Annotated in this window: 17 protein-coding genes and 1 pseudogene; 9 read left to right on the top strand and 9 right to left on the bottom strand. The window is 72.3% G+C overall.

All coding sequences use genetic code 11. From position 1 onward, the window contains the following. Positions 1–8: 8 nt before the first annotated feature. Positions 9–866, bottom strand: coding sequence for an alpha/beta hydrolase (locus FLV34_RS02550; RefSeq protein ID WP_142644850.1), 858 nt, complete (start codon positions 864–866; stop codon positions 9–11). A gap of 69 nt (positions 867–935) precedes the next feature. Between FLV34_RS02550 and FLV34_RS02545 the strand changes: the two genes are divergently transcribed. After that, a complete protein-coding gene (locus FLV34_RS02545) occupies positions 936–1,649 on the top strand; it encodes a type 1 glutamine amidotransferase (protein WP_142644851.1) in 714 nt (237 codons plus the stop codon). Positions 1,650–1,907: 258 nt separating this feature from the next. Then, positions 1,908–4,910, top strand: a complete 3,003-nt coding sequence (locus FLV34_RS02540; RefSeq protein WP_147942251.1) for a bifunctional [glutamine synthetase] adenylyltransferase/[glutamine synthetase]-adenylyl-L-tyrosine phosphorylase — start codon at positions 1,908–1,910, stop codon at positions 4,908–4,910. Positions 4,911–4,971: 61 nt separating this feature from the next. Here FLV34_RS02540 and FLV34_RS02535 read toward each other — a convergent pair whose 3' ends face one another. After that, entirely contained in the window at positions 4,972–5,784 is an 813-nt protein-coding gene (locus tag FLV34_RS02535; RefSeq protein WP_142644853.1) for an SAM-dependent methyltransferase, read from the bottom strand. A gap of 128 nt (positions 5,785–5,912) precedes the next feature. Here FLV34_RS02535 and FLV34_RS02530 point away from each other — a divergent pair, with 128 nt between their 5' ends. The 3 genes and pseudogenes from FLV34_RS02530 to FLV34_RS02520 form a co-directional block, all read left to right on the top strand. Then, complete coding sequence (locus tag FLV34_RS02530; protein ID WP_147942250.1) at positions 5,913–7,307, top strand: hypothetical protein; 1,395 nt, start codon at positions 5,913–5,915, stop codon at positions 7,305–7,307. 66 nt (positions 7,308–7,373) lie between these two features. After that, the gene (locus FLV34_RS02525; RefSeq protein ID WP_142644855.1) at positions 7,374–8,618 is read left to right on the top strand and encodes an MFS transporter; all 1,245 of its coding nucleotides are present in this window, start codon (positions 7,374–7,376) and stop codon (positions 8,616–8,618) included. A 42-nt stretch (positions 8,619–8,660) separates the two neighbouring features. Then, positions 8,661–8,996, top strand: a pseudogene (locus FLV34_RS02520) (ester cyclase); the annotation flags it as partial. 40 nt (positions 8,997–9,036) lie between these two features. Here the strand turns inward: FLV34_RS02520 and FLV34_RS02515 are convergent. Beyond that, positions 9,037–9,477, bottom strand: coding sequence for a nuclear transport factor 2 family protein (locus tag FLV34_RS02515; protein ID WP_147942248.1), 441 nt, complete (start codon positions 9,475–9,477; stop codon positions 9,037–9,039). A 57-nt stretch (positions 9,478–9,534) separates the two neighbouring features. Continuing rightward, positions 9,535–10,125 carry an NADPH-dependent FMN reductase gene (locus FLV34_RS02510; protein WP_147942247.1) on the bottom strand — a complete coding sequence of 197 codons (591 nt, stop codon included), beginning with the start codon at positions 10,123–10,125 and terminating at the stop codon, positions 9,535–9,537. A gap of 166 nt (positions 10,126–10,291) precedes the next feature. Between FLV34_RS02510 and sigJ the strand changes: the two genes are divergently transcribed. Then, on the top strand, positions 10,292–11,227 hold the full coding sequence (gene sigJ, locus FLV34_RS02505; RefSeq protein ID WP_147942246.1) for an RNA polymerase sigma factor SigJ: 936 nt from the start codon (positions 10,292–10,294) through the stop codon (positions 11,225–11,227). A 90-nt stretch (positions 11,228–11,317) separates the two neighbouring features. On the opposite strand, the gene FLV34_RS02500 is transcribed toward sigJ, so the two are convergent. Beyond that, positions 11,318–12,088: a hypothetical protein gene (locus FLV34_RS02500; RefSeq protein ID WP_142644858.1), complete on the bottom strand. Its 771-nt coding sequence runs from the start codon at positions 12,086–12,088 to the stop codon at positions 11,318–11,320. A 128-nt stretch (positions 12,089–12,216) separates the two neighbouring features. On the opposite strand from FLV34_RS02500, the gene FLV34_RS02495 reads away from it, so the two are divergent. Next, entirely contained in the window at positions 12,217–12,738 is a 522-nt protein-coding gene (locus FLV34_RS02495) for a GNAT family N-acetyltransferase (protein WP_147942245.1), read from the top strand. A 1-nt stretch (position 12,739) separates the two neighbouring features. Here FLV34_RS02495 and FLV34_RS02490 read toward each other — a convergent pair whose 3' ends face one another. After that, positions 12,740–13,354, bottom strand: coding sequence for a bifunctional 2-polyprenyl-6-hydroxyphenol methylase/3-demethylubiquinol 3-O-methyltransferase UbiG (locus FLV34_RS02490; protein ID WP_142644860.1), 615 nt, complete (start codon positions 13,352–13,354; stop codon positions 12,740–12,742). 4 nt (positions 13,355–13,358) lie between these two features. Beyond that, on the bottom strand, positions 13,359–14,231 hold the full coding sequence (locus FLV34_RS02485) for a LysR family transcriptional regulator (RefSeq protein ID WP_142644861.1): 873 nt from the start codon (positions 14,229–14,231) through the stop codon (positions 13,359–13,361). An 83-nt stretch (positions 14,232–14,314) separates the two neighbouring features. Between FLV34_RS02485 and FLV34_RS02480 the strand changes: the two genes are divergently transcribed. Then, positions 14,315–15,541: an MFS transporter gene (locus tag FLV34_RS02480; protein WP_222709387.1), complete on the top strand. Its 1,227-nt coding sequence runs from the start codon at positions 14,315–14,317 to the stop codon at positions 15,539–15,541. A 7-nt stretch (positions 15,542–15,548) separates the two neighbouring features. On the opposite strand, the gene FLV34_RS02475 is transcribed toward FLV34_RS02480, so the two are convergent. Both FLV34_RS02475 and FLV34_RS02470 read right to left on the bottom strand, forming a co-directional pair. Next, positions 15,549–15,950, bottom strand: coding sequence for a hypothetical protein (locus FLV34_RS02475; protein ID WP_147942244.1), 402 nt, complete (start codon positions 15,948–15,950; stop codon positions 15,549–15,551). Between the two features lie 178 nt (positions 15,951–16,128). Continuing rightward, a complete protein-coding gene (locus tag FLV34_RS02470) occupies positions 16,129–16,491 on the bottom strand; it encodes an MmcQ/YjbR family DNA-binding protein (RefSeq protein ID WP_142644863.1) in 363 nt (120 codons plus the stop codon). 106 nt (positions 16,492–16,597) lie between these two features. On the opposite strand from FLV34_RS02470, the gene FLV34_RS02465 reads away from it, so the two are divergent. Further along, positions 16,598–17,125 (top strand): DUF402 domain-containing protein, encoded by a 528-nt coding sequence (locus tag FLV34_RS02465; protein WP_187280517.1) that lies wholly within the window; start codon positions 16,598–16,600, stop codon positions 17,123–17,125. Positions 17,126–17,156: the final 31 nt, after the last annotated feature.

The following is a 17,156-nucleotide window of genomic DNA, read 5'->3' as shown; positions in this document are numbered from 1 at the left end:
GCCCGCGCTCACTCCGTGAGGCGGGCGGCGACGACCGCGGCGCAGCGGGGGTCGAACAGGATCGTGTAGTGGTTGCAGTCCGGCACGACCTCGTCGCGCAGGCCGGGCAGCTCGGCCGTCCACCGCTCGGTCAGGTCGTCCGGGAGCATCCCGACGTCCTGGTTCAGCAGCCCCCGCGGCGCGCGGAGCAGCAGCGGCGCCGGCTCGATGCCCTTCAGCGCCGTCCCGATCGCCTCGTGCTCGGTGAGCAGCCAGCGGCCGTCCTGCCGTACGGCGTCCTCGCGGGCGCGTGAGCGGACGGCGTCGTCCGGCCCGGCGGCGTCATAGCGGACGTACTCCTCGATGAGCGGGGACCAGTCGTTCGCGAGCGCGGGGTGGGCGCGGAAGAAGCCGAGGTAGGCGTCCACGCTCGGATAGGTCTGGGAGAGCCGGGCGATGGCCGGGCCGAGCGTCGCCTCCAGCACCTCGTCGGGGTCGGCGCCGGGCGGCAGCGGCAGCGGCAGGCCGCCGTCCACGAGCACGACCTTGGCGTAACGCCGGTGCGCGCCGTGCAGCGCCGCGACGTAGGCGCCCATCGAGTGCCCGGTGAGCACGCTCGTGCCGTCCGCGCCCACGTGCTCGGCGACGCGTTCCAGGTCTTCGGCGTGCCGGTCCAGGCCGTACGGGCCGGGCAGATCGGCGCTGTGGCCGCGCCCGCGCAGGTCCACGGCGACCAGCGACCAGCCGGGTGGCAGCGCGTCGGCGACCGCCCGCCACGCCATGAGGGAGGCGGTGATGCCGTGCGCCGCGATGATCAGGCGGGGACCGCCGCCGAACCTGGCGATCCGCAGCCGTCCGCCGGGGACGGCGACCTCATCGATGTTCATGATGCGGACTGTACGGTACGACCCTGTCCGCTATCGCCTGTCCTGATATGTGTCTTTAAGCTCTCCCGTATGGGTGAACGTCTGACCGTCATCGAGCACGAGGCCGAGGCCGGCCTGGGCTTCTTCGCGGGGTGGCTGGAGGCCGCCGGAGTCGAGACCGAGGTCGTCCGGCCGTACAAGGGGGAGCCGGTGCCCGAGCGCGCCCCCGGCGGGCTGCTGGTGCTCGGCGGCGCCGCGGCGGCCTGGGACGACGAGGGCTACGCCTGGCTGCCCGCGACCAGGGCCCTGATCGCCCGTGCCGTGGACGAGGGCGTGCCGACGCTCGGCATCTGCCTCGGCGCCCAGCTCATGACCATGGCCTGCGGCGGGACCGTCGAGCGCGGCGGCGCGGGCCTGGAGATCGGCCTGGGGGAGATCGAGCCGCTGCCCGAGGCCGCCGCCGACCCGCTGCTTTCCACGTTGCCGTCCGCGTCGCGGAACGGGCCGGTCCGGGCGATCCAGTATCACTACGACGCCATGACCACCCTGCCCGAGGGCGCCGTACGGCTGGCCACCGGCGCGCGCTACCCCAACCAGGCGTACCGGCTCGGCGACCGGGCGTGGGCCGTGCAGTTCCACCCCGAGGCCACGCCCGAGATCTTCGCCTCCTGGACCGAGGGAGGGGAGCTGCCGCCCGAGCGGGCCGCGGAGCTGAACGCGCAGGTCGGGGCCGCCGGAGACGAGCTGAGGCGCACCTGGAGGCCGCTCGCCGAGGCGTTCGCGGCCCAGCTCACCCGGAGCTGACATGCCCTGACGGACCGGAGGAGCGCGCGGCGAAAACGCGTGATGGGCCGATTACGCAGAGAAACCGCTAAGGACGCGCACAACACGGAGGGCTAGCGTGTGCGCTGAGCCCGGCGGGCGCCGGGCGGTGATGTCCGAGGTCGGTTCCGCGGCAGGGGGCCGATCTCTGCGAGGAGGCTTCCGTCCCATGTGTACCGTTACTGGGAAGGTTCGTCTCGGGGGGCCGACGTGATCGACGTCGGGGTGGAGGAAGGAACGGTGAACGCCGCGCCTCGGATACAGACGACGGCAGGGCGCCTGGCGGCGCTCGGATTCGCCGACGGCGCGCGGGCCGAACGGCTGCTCGACGAGCTCGGCCCCGAGGCGGTCGGCGATCTCGCCCTGCTCGACGACCTCGTCAGGGCCGCGGACCCGGATCTGGCGCTGACCACCCTGAGCCGTCTGGTCGAGCGGGACCCGAGCGTGCTCGGGGCGTTCCGCGCCGACCCCGACCTGCGTCGCAGGCTGCTCGGCGTGTTCGGGCTCAGCGCGGCGCTCGGTGAGCACGTCGTGCGGCACCCGGAGTGCCTGCCGTCGATCCAGTGGACGCGCTGGCCCACGCTCGGCGATCTGCGCGAGGAGATGCTGCTCGCGGTCGGGGCCGACCCGGACGCGTCCGAACCCGTGGCCGAGCTCATGGCAGGCGGAGTCGTCGCCGGGCCGGGCACGCCGGCGATGGACGCGCTGCGCGTCGCCTACCGCAACCGCCTGCTGCACCTGGCGTCGCGCGACGTGGCCGGCGAGTGCACGCTCGCCGAGGTCGCCGCCGCGCTGGCCGACCTCGCCTCGGCCGCGCTGGAGGCCGCGCTCGCCATCGCCAGGGCCGAGGTGCCCTACGCGGGCGACGTACGGCTGGCCGTCATCGGCATGGGCAAGTGCGGGGCCCGCGAGCTGAACTACATCTCCGACGTCGACGTCGTCTTCGTGGCCGAGCCCAAGGAGGGCGTCGACGAGACCAAGGCGCTGCAGATCGCCACCCGCCTCGCGCAGGGCATGATGCGGGCCTGCTCGGCGAGCACCCCCGAGGGCGCGCTGTGGGAGGTGGACGCCAACCTGCGCCCCGAGGGCAAGATGGGCCCGCTCGTGCGCAGCATGGAAAGCCACCTGACCTACTACCGGCGGTGGGCCAAGACCTGGGAGTTCCAGGCGCTGCTCAAGGCGCGCCCGGTCGCGGGCGACCTGGAGCTCGGCCAGCAGTACGTCGCCGCGGTCAACGAGCTGGTCTGGCAGGCCGCCGCCCGGCCCAAGTTCGTGGAGGACGTGCAGGCCATGCGCCGCCGCGTGGAGGCGCATGTGCCCGCGGGCGAGGCCGACCGGCAGATCAAGCTCGGGCCGGGCGGGCTGCGGGACATCGAGTTCGCCGTCCAGCTCCTCCAGCTCGTGCACGGCCGTTCCGACCCGCTGCTGCGCCGCCGGGCCACGCTGTCGGCCCTCGCCGCCCTGTCCAGGGGCGGCTACGTCGGGCGTGATGACGCCAAGGCGCTCGCCGAGGCCTACACCTTCCTGCGCCAGGTCGAGCACATGCTCCAGCTCCACCGGCTGCGCCGCACCCACGTGGTGCCGTCGGACACCGCCGACCTGCGGCGGCTCGGCCGGGGCCTGGGCATGACGACCGACCCGGTGGGGGAGTTCACCACAACGTGGAAGCGGCACGCGCTGGAGGTGCGGCGGCTCCACGAGAAGCTGTTCTACCGCCCGCTGCTGCAGGCCGTGGCCCGGCTGCCGGAGACCGAGGCCCGCCTGTCCGCGGCCGCGGCCACCGCGCGGCTGCAGGCGCTCGGCTACGCCGACCCCGAGGGCGCGCTGCGGCACATCGCCGCGCTCACCAGCGGTGTCTCCCGCCGGGCGGCCATCCAGCGGACGCTGCTGCCGGTCATGCTCGGCTGGTTCGCCGACGCCCCCGACCCCGACGCCGGCCTGCTCGGCTTCCGCCAGGTGAGCGACAAGCTCGGCGCCACGCCGTGGTATCTGCGCCTGCTGCGCGACGAGACCGCCGTGGCCGAGCGCCTCGCCCACCTGCTCGGCACCAGCAAATACGTCACCGCTTTACTGCTGCACGCCCCCGAGGCCGTCGCGATGCTGGGCTCGCCCGCCGAGCTGGCCGTACGGCCCGCGGCGACGCTCGCCGCCGAGGCCGCCGCCGCGGTGAGCCGCCACGCGGAGGACGCCGAGACCGCCGTCGCCGCCGTGCGGGCGCTGCGCCGCAGGGAGCTGCTCCGCACGGCCTGCGCCGACCTGTCGGGGCTGATCGACATCGAGGAGGTCGGCCAGGCCCTCTCGTCGTTGAACGACGTCACGATCCAGGCGGCGCTCGACACGGCGATCAACAAGGTCACGCTGGAACGGCGCGCTCCGTTCCCGACGCGGATGGCCGTCATCGCCATGGGCCGCCTCGGCGGCCTGGAGAGCTCCTACGCCAGCGATGCCGACGTCATGTTCGTGCACGCGCCGCTGCCGGGGGTGGCCGACCGGGACGCGACCGACGCCGCCCACGCGGTGGCCGAGGAGACGCGCAGGCTGCTCGCGCTGCCCGCGCCCGACCCGCCGCTGCAGATCGACGCGGGCCTGCGGCCGGAGGGACGGCAGGGGCCGCTCGTGCGCACGATCGCCTCCTATCGGGCCTACTACGACCGCTGGGCCTCGCACTGGGAGGCCCAGGCGCTGCTGCGGGCCCGGTTCTGCGCGGGCGACCCCGAGCTCGGCCGTGAGTTCATCGCGCTCGTCGATCCGCTGCGCTACCCGGCCGAGGGCATCTCCGCGGACGCCGTACGCGAGATCCGCAAGCTCAAGGCGCGCATGGAGGCCGAGCGGCTGCCGCGCGGGGCCGATCCCGCCCTGCACACCAAACTCGGCAGGGGCGGGCTGAGCGACGTGGAGTGGGTGGCCCAGCTCATCCAGTTGCGGCACGCGGGCGCCACCCCCGCGCTGCGTACGACGCGCACTCTCGACGCGCTGCGCGCGGCGGCGGCGGAGGGCCTGCTCGACCCGGCCGACGAGGAGGTGCTCGCGCAGGCGTGGCTGTTCGCGTCACGCATCCGCGACGCCCTCATGCTGGTGCGCGGTCGGGCGTCCGACAGCATCCCGACCTCGGTCAAGGAGCGCGTGCTGCTCGCGCGGGCGCTCGGCTATCCCCCCGAGGGCACCGAGGACTTCGTCGAGGACTACCGGCGCGCCACCCGGCGGGCCCGGGCCGTGGTGGAGCGCGTTTTCTACGAGGACTGACTCCGGCCCCGGGCCGGGTGGTTCCGTACGGGCCGGGTGGAGGGGGCAGTGCGGGGGATGGTCAGAGCTTCCTGCCCACGGCCCCGTACCCGCCGTGCACGCGGCCGGTCAGGAAGGGGATCTCGTCCGGGTCCGGGCGCCACTCGCCGACCGCCACCAGGCCGGGCTCCACGAGCTCGAAGCCGTCGAAGAACCGGGCGATCTCCGCGCCGGTACGCAAGGTGAGCGGCACGGGCCCGGTGTTGTACGCCTCGGCGAAGGCCTCCAGGCTCTCGGGGGCGAAGTCGCCGGTGACGTGGGTGACGGCGAGGTAACTGCCGGGCACGACCGCGTCGGTGTAGCGCCTGACGACGCCGAACGGGTCGTCCTCGTCCTTGATGAACATGAGCGTGCCCACGATGACCACGGCGATCGGCTGGTCGAAGTCGAGCGTCGCCAGCGTGTCGGGGTGCTTGAGGATGGCGTCGGGGTCGCGCAGATCGGCCTCGATGTAGGCGGTCCTGCCCTCCGGCGCGCTGCGCAGCAGCGCGCGGGCGTGGACCATCACGATCGGGTCGTTGTCGACGTAGACGACCCTGGCCGCCGGATTCACGGACTGGGCGACCTCGTGGGTGTTGCCCTGGGTCGGAATGCCGGTGCCGATGTCGAGGAACTGGGTGATCCCCTGCTCCGCGAGGAACCGTACGGCCCGGCCGAGGAACGCCCGATTGTCCCGGGCGCCCTGGACGACCCCGGGAGAGGCGGCCTTCACCGCTTCGGCGACCGCGCGGTCGGCTTCGAAGTTGTCCTTGCCGCCCAGCCAGTAGTCGTACACCCGGGCGGGATGCGGCACCGAGGTGTCGAGCTTCGCGGCAGCGGGGGTTTCGTCGGCCATCACATGCTCCGGGGGGAAGGGGGTTTTTCTGATCTTATCCGTGCGCACCCCCGCCCGGTCGTCCGATCGAAATCCGGAATCGCGGAATTCATTGCCCTCACCGTGGCGACGCTGTATCAACGGTACGGGTGATCTCTTTGATCTCGTATTACGCAGACCTGGCTATCGGTCTGATTCTGGCCTTCCTGCTGTTGTCGCTTCTCGTCAGCGGCATCAACGAGGGCATCGTCAGGCTGCTCGGAATCCGCAGCAAGTTTCTGTGGGCATACCTGCGCGACACCCTCGACGGCGCGGAGACGGCGGACGGAACCTCCCGGCTCGACCGGATCCTGGACGCGCTCAGGAGGTTCGGCCGCACGGCGCGCACGGCGTCGGCGCAGGCGGTGCGGGCGGTGTCGCCGGAGGAGGGCCGCTCGCGGCTGCCCGCCGGCGTGATGGGGGTGTTCGCGCGGCTGCCGTTCGGCCCGGACCCGCGGCCCGCGTTCAGCCGGCAGCCGCCCCCGACGCAGAGCCCGCCGCTCACCGCCGCCGCGGGCTCCGTGGCCGCCGAACAGATGACGACCATTCAGATGACGTCCGAGCAGGAGACGGCAGGGGAGGGCGTGGACCCTGCGCACACCGCCGGGCAGGCCGACCCCGAGGAGATCGCCGTCCTCACGGTGGAGCCGGCGGACGTCGGCGCGGGAGCGGGCGGGACGGCCGGGGCCCCGGCCGGCGCGGGGGACGGCGCGGGGGCCGGCGCGGGGGGCGGCGTGCTGCCGCCGGGTCTGGGCAAGTCGATGGCCGAGCTGCTCCACGAGCGGCTGCAGGAGATCGATCACGCCAAGCGCGGGAGGACGAGCATCGCCGACATCCCGCCCGCGCGCTTCGCCGTCGCCGTGATGGAGATCGCCACCGAGCACGGCGGCGTGGACGCCCTCATGCGGGACCTCGACGCGCTGAAGAGCCCCTTCTCCCGCCCGCTCAAGGCCGTGTGGGACAGGGCCAGCCACGACCTGGAGGCGTTCCGGCGCGGCATCGAGGACTGGTTCGACGGTGAGATGGAGCGGCTCAGCCTGCTCTACCGCCGCTACGTCCGCTGGGTCATCGTCGCGCTCGGTCTCGTCGTGACGCTGGTGTTCAGCATGGACTCCCTGGAGTTCGGCAAGACCCTGCTGCGCGACAACGCCTACCGCAGCGCGGTGACGGCCTTCGGCGATACGGGTCCCCAGGCGCTCGAACCGCTGCGCGAGCAGTGCGCGCCCGGCCAGGACCCGTACGCGTGCGTCACCGACGTGCTGAGCACCCCGGCGTTCGTGAAGATCTTCACCTATGCCCCGGTGAGCGTCACGATGGACGCGGCCGACGGCCCGGTGTGGGCCTGGCGCGGCGGGGACTGGTGGCAGCGCCTCACGTCACCGGGCCACTGGCCGGGGTTCCTCGTCACGCTGGTCGCCCTGCTGTTCGGCGCGCCGTTCTGGTGGGACATCCTGCGCCGCGTGAGCGGCCTGCGCGGCCGTACCTCCGGCTCCACCCCCTCCTGACCGGTCGCGTGCCACGGCCGCGATATCGGGTTGCGGCGGCCGACGCGCGTGCGTACGGTCGGCCGGGTGCGCGGGCGAGGGCCGGCCGGGTCGCTGTGGCGGCACCGGGACTTCATGTTGCTGTGGAGCGGCCACACGGTGAGCCTGTTCGGCTCGCAGATCAGCTGGATCGCCCTGCCGATGGTCGCGGTCGCCGGGCTGCGCGCCACCACGTTCGAAGTGGCGGTGCTGGGGGCCATGGGCACGCTGCCGTCGCTGGTCGTGTCGCTGCCTGCCGGCGTGCTGGCCGATCGTCACCGCAGGCGGCGCCTCATGATCGCCTGTGACGCCGGGTCGGCGCTGGCCATGGCGTCGGTGCCGATCGCCGCCGTCGTGGGCCGGGTCACGATGACCCAGCTCTACGTGGTCACGCTGGTCGTCGGCGCGCTCGGCGTGGTCTTCGGCACCGCGTCAGGCAGCCTGACGCCGGTGCTGCTCGGCGGCGACAGGCTCACCGACGGCAACGCCAAGATGAACACCGCGCGCGGTCTCGCCGAGATGGCCGGGCCGAGCGTCGGAGGCTTCCTGGTCGGCCTCGTCGGCGCCGCCCGCGCGGTCGCCGCGGACGCCCTCTCGTACGCCGTGAGCGCCGTGGCCCTGGCGTCGATGCGCCTGCGGGAGCCGAAGCCCGAGCGCACACCGCACCGCGGGCGCTTCCTCGGTGAGATCGCCGAGGGGCTCCGGTTCGTGCTCGCCCATCCTGTGCTGCGCGTGCTCGCCCTCTCCGGGGCGGTCAGCGCCGTGCTGCTGCGCGGGATCAGCTCGATGTGGCTGCTGTACGTCGTGCGGGAGCTGGGCTGGAGCCCCCGGGCGGCCGGGCTCGTCTACGGCCTGAGCCTTGTCGGCGGGGTCGCCGGGAGCATGGTGGCCGGGCGGGTGACGGCCCGGTTCGGCATGGGTCGCGTGATCGTCCTGGGCGCTGCGCTGTCGGCCCCGTTCGAGCTGGTCACCCCCCTCGTGCCGCCCGGCCTGGCCGGCCAGTGGACCGTCGGGCTGGTCTTCACCTTCCTGACGGCCGCAGGGATGGTCCAGACGACCGCGGCCCAGACCGCGCGCCAGTCGCTGTGCCCGCCCGGCATGCTCGGCCGGATGAACGGCTCCACCCACTTCATGCGGGCGGGCCTGCTGCCGCTCGGGCCGCTGCTGGCCGGTGCCCTGGGCACCTGGATCGGCCTGCGCCCCGCCCTGATCATCCTGGGCTCCGCCACCCTGCTGTGGCCGCTCCTGCTGTCCCTGTCACCCGTACGCGCATTGGATGGGAAACGACCATGACCGACGACGACCGGCCGAGCGCCCCCCCGGCGGCTCGCCACGCGCTACTTCGAGATGTGGAACTCCGGCGACGCCTCGGCGGCCGAGCGGATCCTGAGCCCGAGCTGGGTGGACCACGCGCATCCCGAGGTGGCCGGGCCGCAGGGCGTTCGCGAGGCGATCGAGCGGATCCGCGGCGCGCAGCCGGACCTCCGGTTCCGCATCGACGCCATCCTCGGGGAGGGTGACCTGGTGGCGGTCGTGGGGAACGCCGGTCGCGGCCAGGACGCGGACGGCACCTCTCTGGTCTGGCTCATCCGCATGCAGGACGGCCTGCTCGCCGAGATGTGGACCTACCACGGCAGCGGCGGGGGCCCGAGGGGCCTTCGGCTCCGGTGACGCCCCGGCCACTGCGGCCCGGGGCGTTCACCGGCGGCTGTCAGGGTTCGAGGTCGGTCACTCCTCGGCCGCTGGCGATGTCGAGCGGCACAGAAGCCTGGTCGTGCACGATCAGCCACTCGCCGCCGGTCTTCCGGAAGCAGAAGGTGCCCCGGACCCATATGCCGTTCGTCGCCGTCCCGTTCGCCAGCGTGCCGCTGAGCCGGCCGAAGCAGTGCCCGAACGCCACGTCGTCGCCCACGGCGAGGGTCAGGTCGCGCACCTCGTAATCGACCTCCTCGAAGACCGCGAACACTTTCGCCCAGTTCTTCAGCTTCGCGTCGATCCCGACGTGTTGCAGCGGCGGCTCGACGTCGAAGGACACGACGTCCGTCGCGTAGAGCCGCCTCAGTGCGTCGAGATCTTTGGCCCGGATCCCTTCGACGACCCTGCCGATGTGCCGCCTGATCGTGGCTTCGTCTTCCTCGCGTCGCGTAGGCATCGCTGTACGTCCCTTCAATCGGTTCTCACCGGTACGACCGGACAGTGCCGGGAAATGTCAGGCCGAGGTGACGGTGACCGGGGTGGCGGCGCGCAGCGGCGCCAAGGCGGTGCTCCAGGCGACGACGTGGTCCAGCAGCATGTCGAGCGCGCCGGCGCTGTGCGGGCCCGGCCTGAAGACGGTGTAGTCCTCGAACTCGGTCTGCAGCGGCAGCGCGACCTGCGGGGCCACGTCCGCCATCTGCAACGCCCCGCAGACCAGCCGCAACTGCTCGACCGCGCGGGCGCCGCCCGCGATGCCGTACGAGACGAACCCGGTGGCCTTGTTGTTCCACTCGGCGTACAGGTGGTCGAGGGCGTCCTTGAGCACGCCGGGAGCCGAATGGTTGTATTCGGGAGTGACGATGACGAACCCGTCGAAAGAGGCGATGGTGTCCGCCCAGGCCCTGGTGTGCTCGTGCTGATACCGGCCCGCTGACAGCATCGCCGGTGTCGGCTCGTCGAGGTGCGGCAACGGGTGGTCGAGCAGGTCGACCACCGCGAACTCGGCGTCGGTGCGGCGTGCGGCCCTCTCGTGGACCCAGGTGGCGACCTGCTCGCCCCTGCGGCCGGGGCGGGTGCTGCCGAGTATGATCCCGATCTTCGTCATCGTTCTCCTGCTCCAGTGCTGATGCCGGTGCTTCGAGCAGTACGACAACGCGGCGGCCCGGAATGTGAGGCGGCCCGGAATGTGAGGCGGCCCGGCCTCACAGATCGCCGCGCTGTCTTGTCGGACCGGTAAGGGCAGCACACGACCCAGGGGAGCTTCCGGAACCATGACCGATCACCCCGGACCAGGACACGACCGGTTGGACGCGGGCCTGAGCGCGATCATCAGCGAGCGGCGTCAGCTCATCAACCTCGGCTACCGCCTGCTCGGCTCCCTGGCCGAGGCCGAGGACGTCGTCCAGGAGACCTACGCCCGCTGGTATGCCATGTCACCGCGGGAGCGGGACGCCATCGCGTCCCCCGGCGCCTGGCTGACCAGGGTCGCCGGGCGCATCTGCCTCAACCTGCTCTCCTCGGCGCGGGCCCGGCGCGAGACCTACGTGGGCGAGTGGATCCCCGAGCCGCTGCCCGACCCCGCGGACCGGGCCACCGGGCGGCCGGACGGCATCGGCGCGGACCCGGCCGACCAGGTCACGCTGGACGAGTCGGTCAGCATGGCGTTCCTCGTCGTGCTCGACGCGATGACCCCGGCCGAGCGCGTCGCGTTCGTCCTGCACGACGTCTTCCGCTACTCCTTCGCCGAAGTGGCGGAGATCGTCGGCCGGACCCCGGCGGCCTGCCGTCAGCTCGCGTCCTCGGCCCGCCGTCGCATCCGCGACTCCCAGGCCGCCGCGCCGCCGGCATCCCGGCAGGCCGCGGTCGTCAGGGAGTTCAAGCAGGCGTGGGAGGCCCAGGACATCAACGCGCTCATCGGGCTCCTCGACCCCGGCGCCACAGGAATCGCCGACGGCGGCGGCATCGCCCCCGCGCTGCTCCGCCCGATCGAGGGCGGCGAGCGGATCGCACGTCACTTCGCCGCGCTCGCCGCCAGGGTGTCCGGCCTGACGCTCCTGGAGCGTACGGTCAACGGCCGGCCCGGCCTGATCGCCCAGCAGGACGCCGTCACCGTGTCGGTGTTCGCGTTCGAGATCGCGGGCGACCGGATCAAGCGCATCTGGGCCGTACGCAACCCCGACAAGCTCCACCCGTGGACGGCCGGCTGACGGGCACGCTCGCCCGCGGCCGGCTCGCCGGCAGGTCATGCCCGTTCGACGCCCCGCGTCCCGGCCGCCGTACGCAGGGCTGCGGCGACGTCAGGCCACCTTCGAGGACGGGGCGGTCCAGGTGTTGCAGGATGCGGGGTCGCCGGTCTTGAATCCCTCGTTGGCCCAGTAAGTGAGCGACTTCCGGCTCCCGCTGTACGTGCCCGCCCAGCCGCGCAGGTAGAAGAGCAGATCGTCCCAGTCCTCGCGGGGACGCCTGAAGGACTTCCAGACGCTTCGCAGGGAGGCTCCGGCGAAGCAGGAGCTCTGCAGGCTGTATCGCCGCGTCTGTTCGGTGAGTTCGGCCTTGCTCCGGTGGTCGAGGTCGAGCCAGGCCCGGTAGATGCGCGTGACGTTCTGCACGTGCTCCCCGTAGTTCGTCGCGAGCAGGTTGAAGAGGTAGAGATCCCCCGGCTCCTGCAAAAGGTCCTTGGAAAGCACGATCAGGATGGTGCGCGATGTCTCGCAGTAGAAGCCGTCCCAATCGCCCTTGCGCCACTTGTCGCCGCAGTACTTCGCCGGCACCTCGGTGGCGTACGTGAGCTTCACCGGCGACGGCTTCAGATTCGCCCGGCGCAATTCGGTGCCCCAGGTGCGGGTGAGGCACCGCAGCATCTCGTTCAGATAGAGCTTCGCGGACCTCGCGTCTCCCTTCTTCACGCGCCTTTCCCGGCACGTGGTGTCCGGCAGCGGGCCCGCGCCGTACAGGCGGTTGTCGGTGAGGGTCCTGCTCTTGACCGGTTGGGCGGCGGCCGTGCCGGTGACGGCCGGGACGAGCCCCAGCGCCACCGTGCCGGCGAGCGCGATCTTGGCGAGTTTCACGGACGACGAGATTAGGCCACACAAAACACTCTCGGCAGCCTTTTTATGGGATATCACCCGATTGTTCCGTGCGCGGCAGCGAGGTGTATAACGGGGCGGCGGCAGCGGAAAACGGATGTGGAGCGTGCATGGTCATCAGACGTGCCGAACCGGCGGACGCGGAGGCGATCGCCGTCGTCCACGTCCGGTCGTGGCAGGCCGCCTATCCGGGGCTCATGCCCCAGGCCTACCTCGACGGGCTCACCCCGGCCATGCGCCTGCCCGTCTGGGAGCGCCTGCTGGGGGAGTCCGCCCCGCCGCGTACGGAGGTCCTCGTGGCGGAGGTGGACGGCTCGGTCGCCGGGTTCGCCTCGTTCGGCCCCGGCCGGGACGACGACGTCGATCCCGCCTCGGTGGCGGAGATCTCGGCGATCTACCTGATGCCCGAGGTATGGGGCGCCGGGGTCGGCGGGCGTCTCATGGCCGCCGCGCTGGACAGCCTCACCGCCGCCGGATATGAGCAGGCCGTCCTCTGGGTCGTCGACGGGAACAGCCGCGCGCGGTGGGTCTACGAGCGCGGCGGCTGGCGCCCCGACGGCGCCGAACTGCACGACGAGTCGGACGGCTTCCCGCTGACCGAGATCCGCTACCGCCGGGCCCTGGACAGTTGACCTAGCGGCCGGGCTTCGTCCAGGTCAGGGAGTATCGGCGGAGCACATGCCGGCGATAGCGCACGCCCGGCAGCAGGCGGCGCGCCGCGGACCGCACCTGCCCGTAGCTCATCCGCGGTGCGGTCATCGGCATCCCCTCGGGCTCGTGTGCGCGGCGCAGCACCTTCGTGACGCGCACGACGGGAACGGCCGCGATCGTCGCCGCCCACTCCGCGACGGACGCCTCGCGGGCCAGGCCGACCACCACCAGCGTGCCGCCGGGACGCAGCAGCTCGCGCATCCTGGTGAGCGCGGCTTCGAAGTCCATGTGATGGATCGCGGACACCGAGCAGACGAAGTCGTACTCCCCGGCGGGCAGGGCGGCGGTGAGGAAGTCGCCCTCGACGAAGGCGAGCCCGGGCAGGCCGGCCGCGAGCTCGCGGGCACGCGCGATCATCTCCGGCGACCTGTCGACGCCGGTCACGCGCTTGGCCCGGCCGGTCAGCTTCCGGGCGAGCAGCCCGTCTCCGCAGCCGACGTCCAGCGCGTCACCGCACCCCTCGGGGACGGCGCGGAGGATGCCCGGGTGCCGGGCGACGTTGGTGTTCCAGTACGGGTCCGGGTCGGCCTGGCGCATCCGGTCATCGTAGGGCGGGCGCCATGACGAAGTCGCGGAATCGGGTGGCGGGGGCGGCCGGGGCGTGGTCGGTCCGCCAGGTGAGGCCGATGGTGCGGCGGGCGGCCTCCGCCGCGATCCTGACGCCGACGGTGCCCGACAGGCCGGCGAAGGGCTCGGGGACGACGGCCACGCCGAGCCCCGCCGCGACCAGGCCCTCGATGGTCGCGAGATCCTGGCTCTCGAACGAGACGGCGGGGGACACCCCGGCGTCGCGCAGCAGCGCGTCGACCAGGGCCCGGTAGCCGAAGCCGACCGGTGTCGTGACGAGCTCCTCGTCCGCCAGCTCCCGGAGGTCCACCTCCTCCCGGTCGCGCAGCCGGTGGCTCGGCGGCACGACGAGCACCAGCCGCTCCTCCTGCAAGGGGTGCCAGCCGAAATCTCCAGGTGGGCGTGGCGAGATGATCGCGAGGTCGGCGGCCCCGGTGCGCAGGTCGTGCACGATCTCGTGCGCCGGCTCCTGGCGCAGCAGGATGCGCATCCGGGGCGCGTGCTCGTGGAAGGAGCGCAGCAGCCGCGGGACGAGGGATGTGGCGATGGAGTCGAGGAAGGCCAGGCGCACCACGCCGGTGTCCGGGTCGAGCAGGCTCCCGAGGTCGGCCAGCAACTGCTCGTAGCGCGCCGTGAGGTCGCGCGCGGCCGCCACCACGAGCCTCCCGTTGGGCGTCAGGTGGACGCCGTCCGGCGCGCGCTCGAACACCCGGGTGCCGAGCTCGGTCTCGACGCGGGCGAGGGCGCGCGAGAGCGTCGGCTGGCTCGTGCGGAGGATTGCGGCGGTGTCGGTCACGTGCTGGTGATCGGCGAGGGCGACCAGCCAGGCCAGATCCCGGAGCAGCATGAGCGCCATCATACGCATCACGCATCAAAAACCGACTTTCACCGCATTGGACGCATGGAGTCAGAAAGCGCACAGTCGTTCGGGTGACCGCTGTTCTTGAGCCCTCCGCCGTGGAGGGACACCTGCCGGGGACCGCCGGATACCGGCGGGTCGTCGTCGCGCTGTTCGCCGCCGGGGTCGCCACCTTCGCGCTGCTCTACAGCACCCAGGCGATCCTGCCCGAGCTCGCCGAGCAGTTCGGGGTGTCCACCGCGGAGAGCACGCTGAGCGTGTCGCTCACCACGCTCGGGCTCGGTGTCGCGCTGCTGGTGGCCGGCCCCCTGTCCGACGTCGTCGGCCGTACGCGGCTGATCCACCTGTCGCTGACGGCGTCCGCCGTCGTCGCGGCCGCGTGCGCGCTGGCCCCCGGCTGGACCGCGCTCATGGTCCTGAGGTCGCTCCTGGGCATCACGCTGGCAGGGCTCCCCGCCGTCGCCACCGCCTACCTGCGCGAGGAACTGCACCCGTCCACGCACGCCCGCGCCGCCGGTCTGTACGTCGGCGGCACGGCCCTGGGCGGCATGGCCGGCCGTCTCCTGACCGGCGCCGTCGCCCAGGCCGGCGGCTGGCGCTGGGCGCTCGCCGCGGTCGCCGCACTCGGCCTGCTGTGCGCCCTGACCGTGCGCGTCCTGCTTCCGGCCTCCCGGCGCTTCACCGCGGCCCCGGCAGGCGTACTTGCCCTGCTCCGTGGGAGCCTGCGCGTGGTGTCGGACCGCGGGCTGCTCGCGTTGTACGGCATCGGCGGGTGCTCGATGGGGGCCCTGGTCGCGGTGTTCAACACCCTGGGCTTTCGCCTCGCGGGCGCGCCGTTCCACCTCGGCGTCGGAGCCGCCGGCCTGATGTTCCTCGTCTATCCCATCGGCTCGGTCAGCTCCGTGGTGTTCGGCCGGCTGGCGGACGGCTACGGACGCAGGACCGTGACGCCGCTCGGCTGCCTGCTCGCCGTCGCCGGCGCGCTGGTCACGCTGCCGTCCTCGCTGCCGGTCGTGGTCATCGGGCTCGCGCTCCTCACCGCGGGGTTCTTCGCCGTCCATGGTGTGGCCAGCGGCTGGGTCCCGGCCCGGGCGCACGCGGGCGGGGCGTCCACGGGCCAGGCCGCCTCGCTCTACCTGTTCACCTACTACCTCGGGTCCTCCGTCTTCGGCAGCCTCGCGGGCCGCGCCTGGACGGACGCCGGATGGCCTGGCGTGGTCGCCCTCGCCGTGCTCCTGCTCACCGCCACCGGCGCCCTCACCCTCCTGCTGCGCCGTACCCCCGCCCTGGGGAAGTGACCGTTCGTCACGGGGAGGCGTGAGATAGGCGCAGGTCGCCCCCGAAGGCTTGCGCGATCACGCGTCCCGTCTCGAAGACGAACTCCGCCCCCACCCACTGGGTGGGATCGTCGGGGTCGAATCCCTTGCTCACCTGGACGAGCCGCTCGCCGACATGCCGGATGAAGGGCACCTCGGCGGGTGCGGGCACGATGTCCACCCGGCTGCCGAGCTCCTCCATCGTGTAGCCGTCTCCCGGCTCGTCCGGCACGACGCACAGAGCCCAGTCGGCGGTGTCACGGACCACGACGGTCGTCGTCTCCAGATGAAGCCATACGTGCAGGAGTTCGGGAGCGTCGGACTCATGGGTGAACAGGGCCGCCGTGACCGCGGTCAGGCGCAGGCCCTCCAGGGCGGAAAGTTCCATCATCCCCCTGCCCAAGCCGGCGATCTCACGAGCCCGGCGGTACGTGGTCGCCGCCGATTGGGAGAGGCGCGGGGGTGATCTTCGCGATCAGGACGCGGCGCCGATCCGGGCCACGCTCCCGGTCTGACCTCCCGTGCCGACCATCGGCGGGCCGGAACCATGGTCCCGTCTTCATGCGATCTCAGGCCGGTCTGTGCCGGTCATGCTCGGCCACCAGGCGCTTGGGCGCCTGCTGACGCCATGCCTCTTCCACGAGACTCCTGACGCGCTCCGCCGGGACCCTGCCGAGCTCGACCTGCAGCCCGAGGAAGCTCTTCCGCGCATCCGGACGGCGTACGGCCTCGTAGACGGACGGGTCGGCCTGCGCCGCGTCGACGGCCTGCTGCTCGGCGACGCAGAACACGGCCGTCGTCTCGTCCCTGCCCATGCCGAGGAAGGTCCGGCCTCTGACCTTGAACACGGGAACGTGGAACCGGAAGTGACTGACCTCTTCGACTTCGGGCAGTGCCGTGGCCCAGCGTCGGATGTCGTCCGTAGTTGTCACGAGAGGACATTAACCGGCGGCAGCCGTCCCATCTCCCCGGCCGTGATCCTTGAGCGCAACTGGGAGCGATCAGGCGCTGTTCCCCACCGCGGTCATGCTGCGACTCATGACCTTTGAAGAGGTGCGCGTTCACCACGGCACTGGGCAATGGTGCTCCGGTGTCCGGACCGGCGACAACATCGTGGTTCACGACGTCGAGATCCTTCCCCCGTGGCGGGTTCCGGGCCGGCCCACGACCGATCGCTGCTTCGTCATCGCCGACGAAGGAGTACAGATCAGAAAGCCGGTCACCTTCGTCGACGCGCTCGAAGGCGGCTGGTATATCGACCTCATCGAACTGGAGGAAGCGGGCCCGAAGGAGCTGGCTGTCCACGACCACTACGTGGACATCCTCGTGCCCCCGTTCAACAGACACTACGAAGTGCTGGATCTCGACGAGTTCGCCGACGCGCTGGAGAACGGTGCCATCGATGCCGCCACCGCGGCCAGGGTCCTGCGCGACACGCAGCGCTTCATCGATAAGCACCTGCGCAATCTGAACCAGGACCCGCCGGGCTCATGGCCGGACTTCCCACCGGCGGCCGTCCTGGGCCTGGCGGAGCTGCCGCCCTTCGACGTGGCCCAAAGGCCCTGAGCACCCAGCGGCCGTGCGGGCGATCATCAAC

This window comes from Microbispora sp. CSR-4, from assembly GCF_008033685.1.
Classification (GTDB): Bacteria; Actinomycetota; Actinomycetes; order Streptosporangiales; family Streptosporangiaceae; genus Microbispora.
This window is presented reverse-complemented; position numbering and strand designations above follow the sequence as displayed.

What these genes read in the sequence shown, in the direction of transcription:
- FLV34_RS02535 (WP_142644853.1), bottom strand. Translation starts at nt 5,784, where the DNA reads ATGGCCGACGAAACCCCCGCTGCCGCGAAGCTCGACACCTCGGTGCCG.
- FLV34_RS02475 (WP_147942244.1), bottom strand. Translation starts at nt 15,950, where the DNA reads ATGATGGAACTTTCCGCCCTGGAGGGCCTGCGCCTGACCGCGGTCACG.
- FLV34_RS02545 (WP_142644851.1), top strand. Translation starts at nt 936, where the DNA reads ATGGGTGAACGTCTGACCGTCATCGAGCACGAGGCCGAGGCCGGCCTG.
- FLV34_RS02490 (WP_142644860.1), bottom strand. Translation starts at nt 13,354, where the DNA reads ATGCGCCAGGCCGACCCGGACCCGTACTGGAACACCAACGTCGCCCGG.
- FLV34_RS02550 (WP_142644850.1), bottom strand. Translation starts at nt 866, where the DNA reads ATGAACATCGATGAGGTCGCCGTCCCCGGCGGACGGCTGCGGATCGCC.
- FLV34_RS02495 (WP_147942245.1), top strand. Translation starts at nt 12,217, where the DNA reads ATGGTCATCAGACGTGCCGAACCGGCGGACGCGGAGGCGATCGCCGTC.
- FLV34_RS02510 (WP_147942247.1), bottom strand. Translation starts at nt 10,125, where the DNA reads ATGACGAAGATCGGGATCATACTCGGCAGCACCCGCCCCGGCCGCAGG.
- FLV34_RS02515 (WP_147942248.1), bottom strand. Translation starts at nt 9,477, where the DNA reads ATGCCTACGCGACGCGAGGAAGACGAAGCCACGATCAGGCGGCACATC.
- FLV34_RS02485 (WP_142644861.1), bottom strand. Translation starts at nt 14,231, where the DNA reads ATGCTGCTCCGGGATCTGGCCTGGCTGGTCGCCCTCGCCGATCACCAG.
- sigJ (WP_147942246.1), top strand. Translation starts at nt 10,292, where the DNA reads ATGACCGATCACCCCGGACCAGGACACGACCGGTTGGACGCGGGCCTG.
- FLV34_RS02465 (WP_187280517.1), top strand. Translation starts at nt 16,598, where the DNA reads ATGACCTTTGAAGAGGTGCGCGTTCACCACGGCACTGGGCAATGGTGC.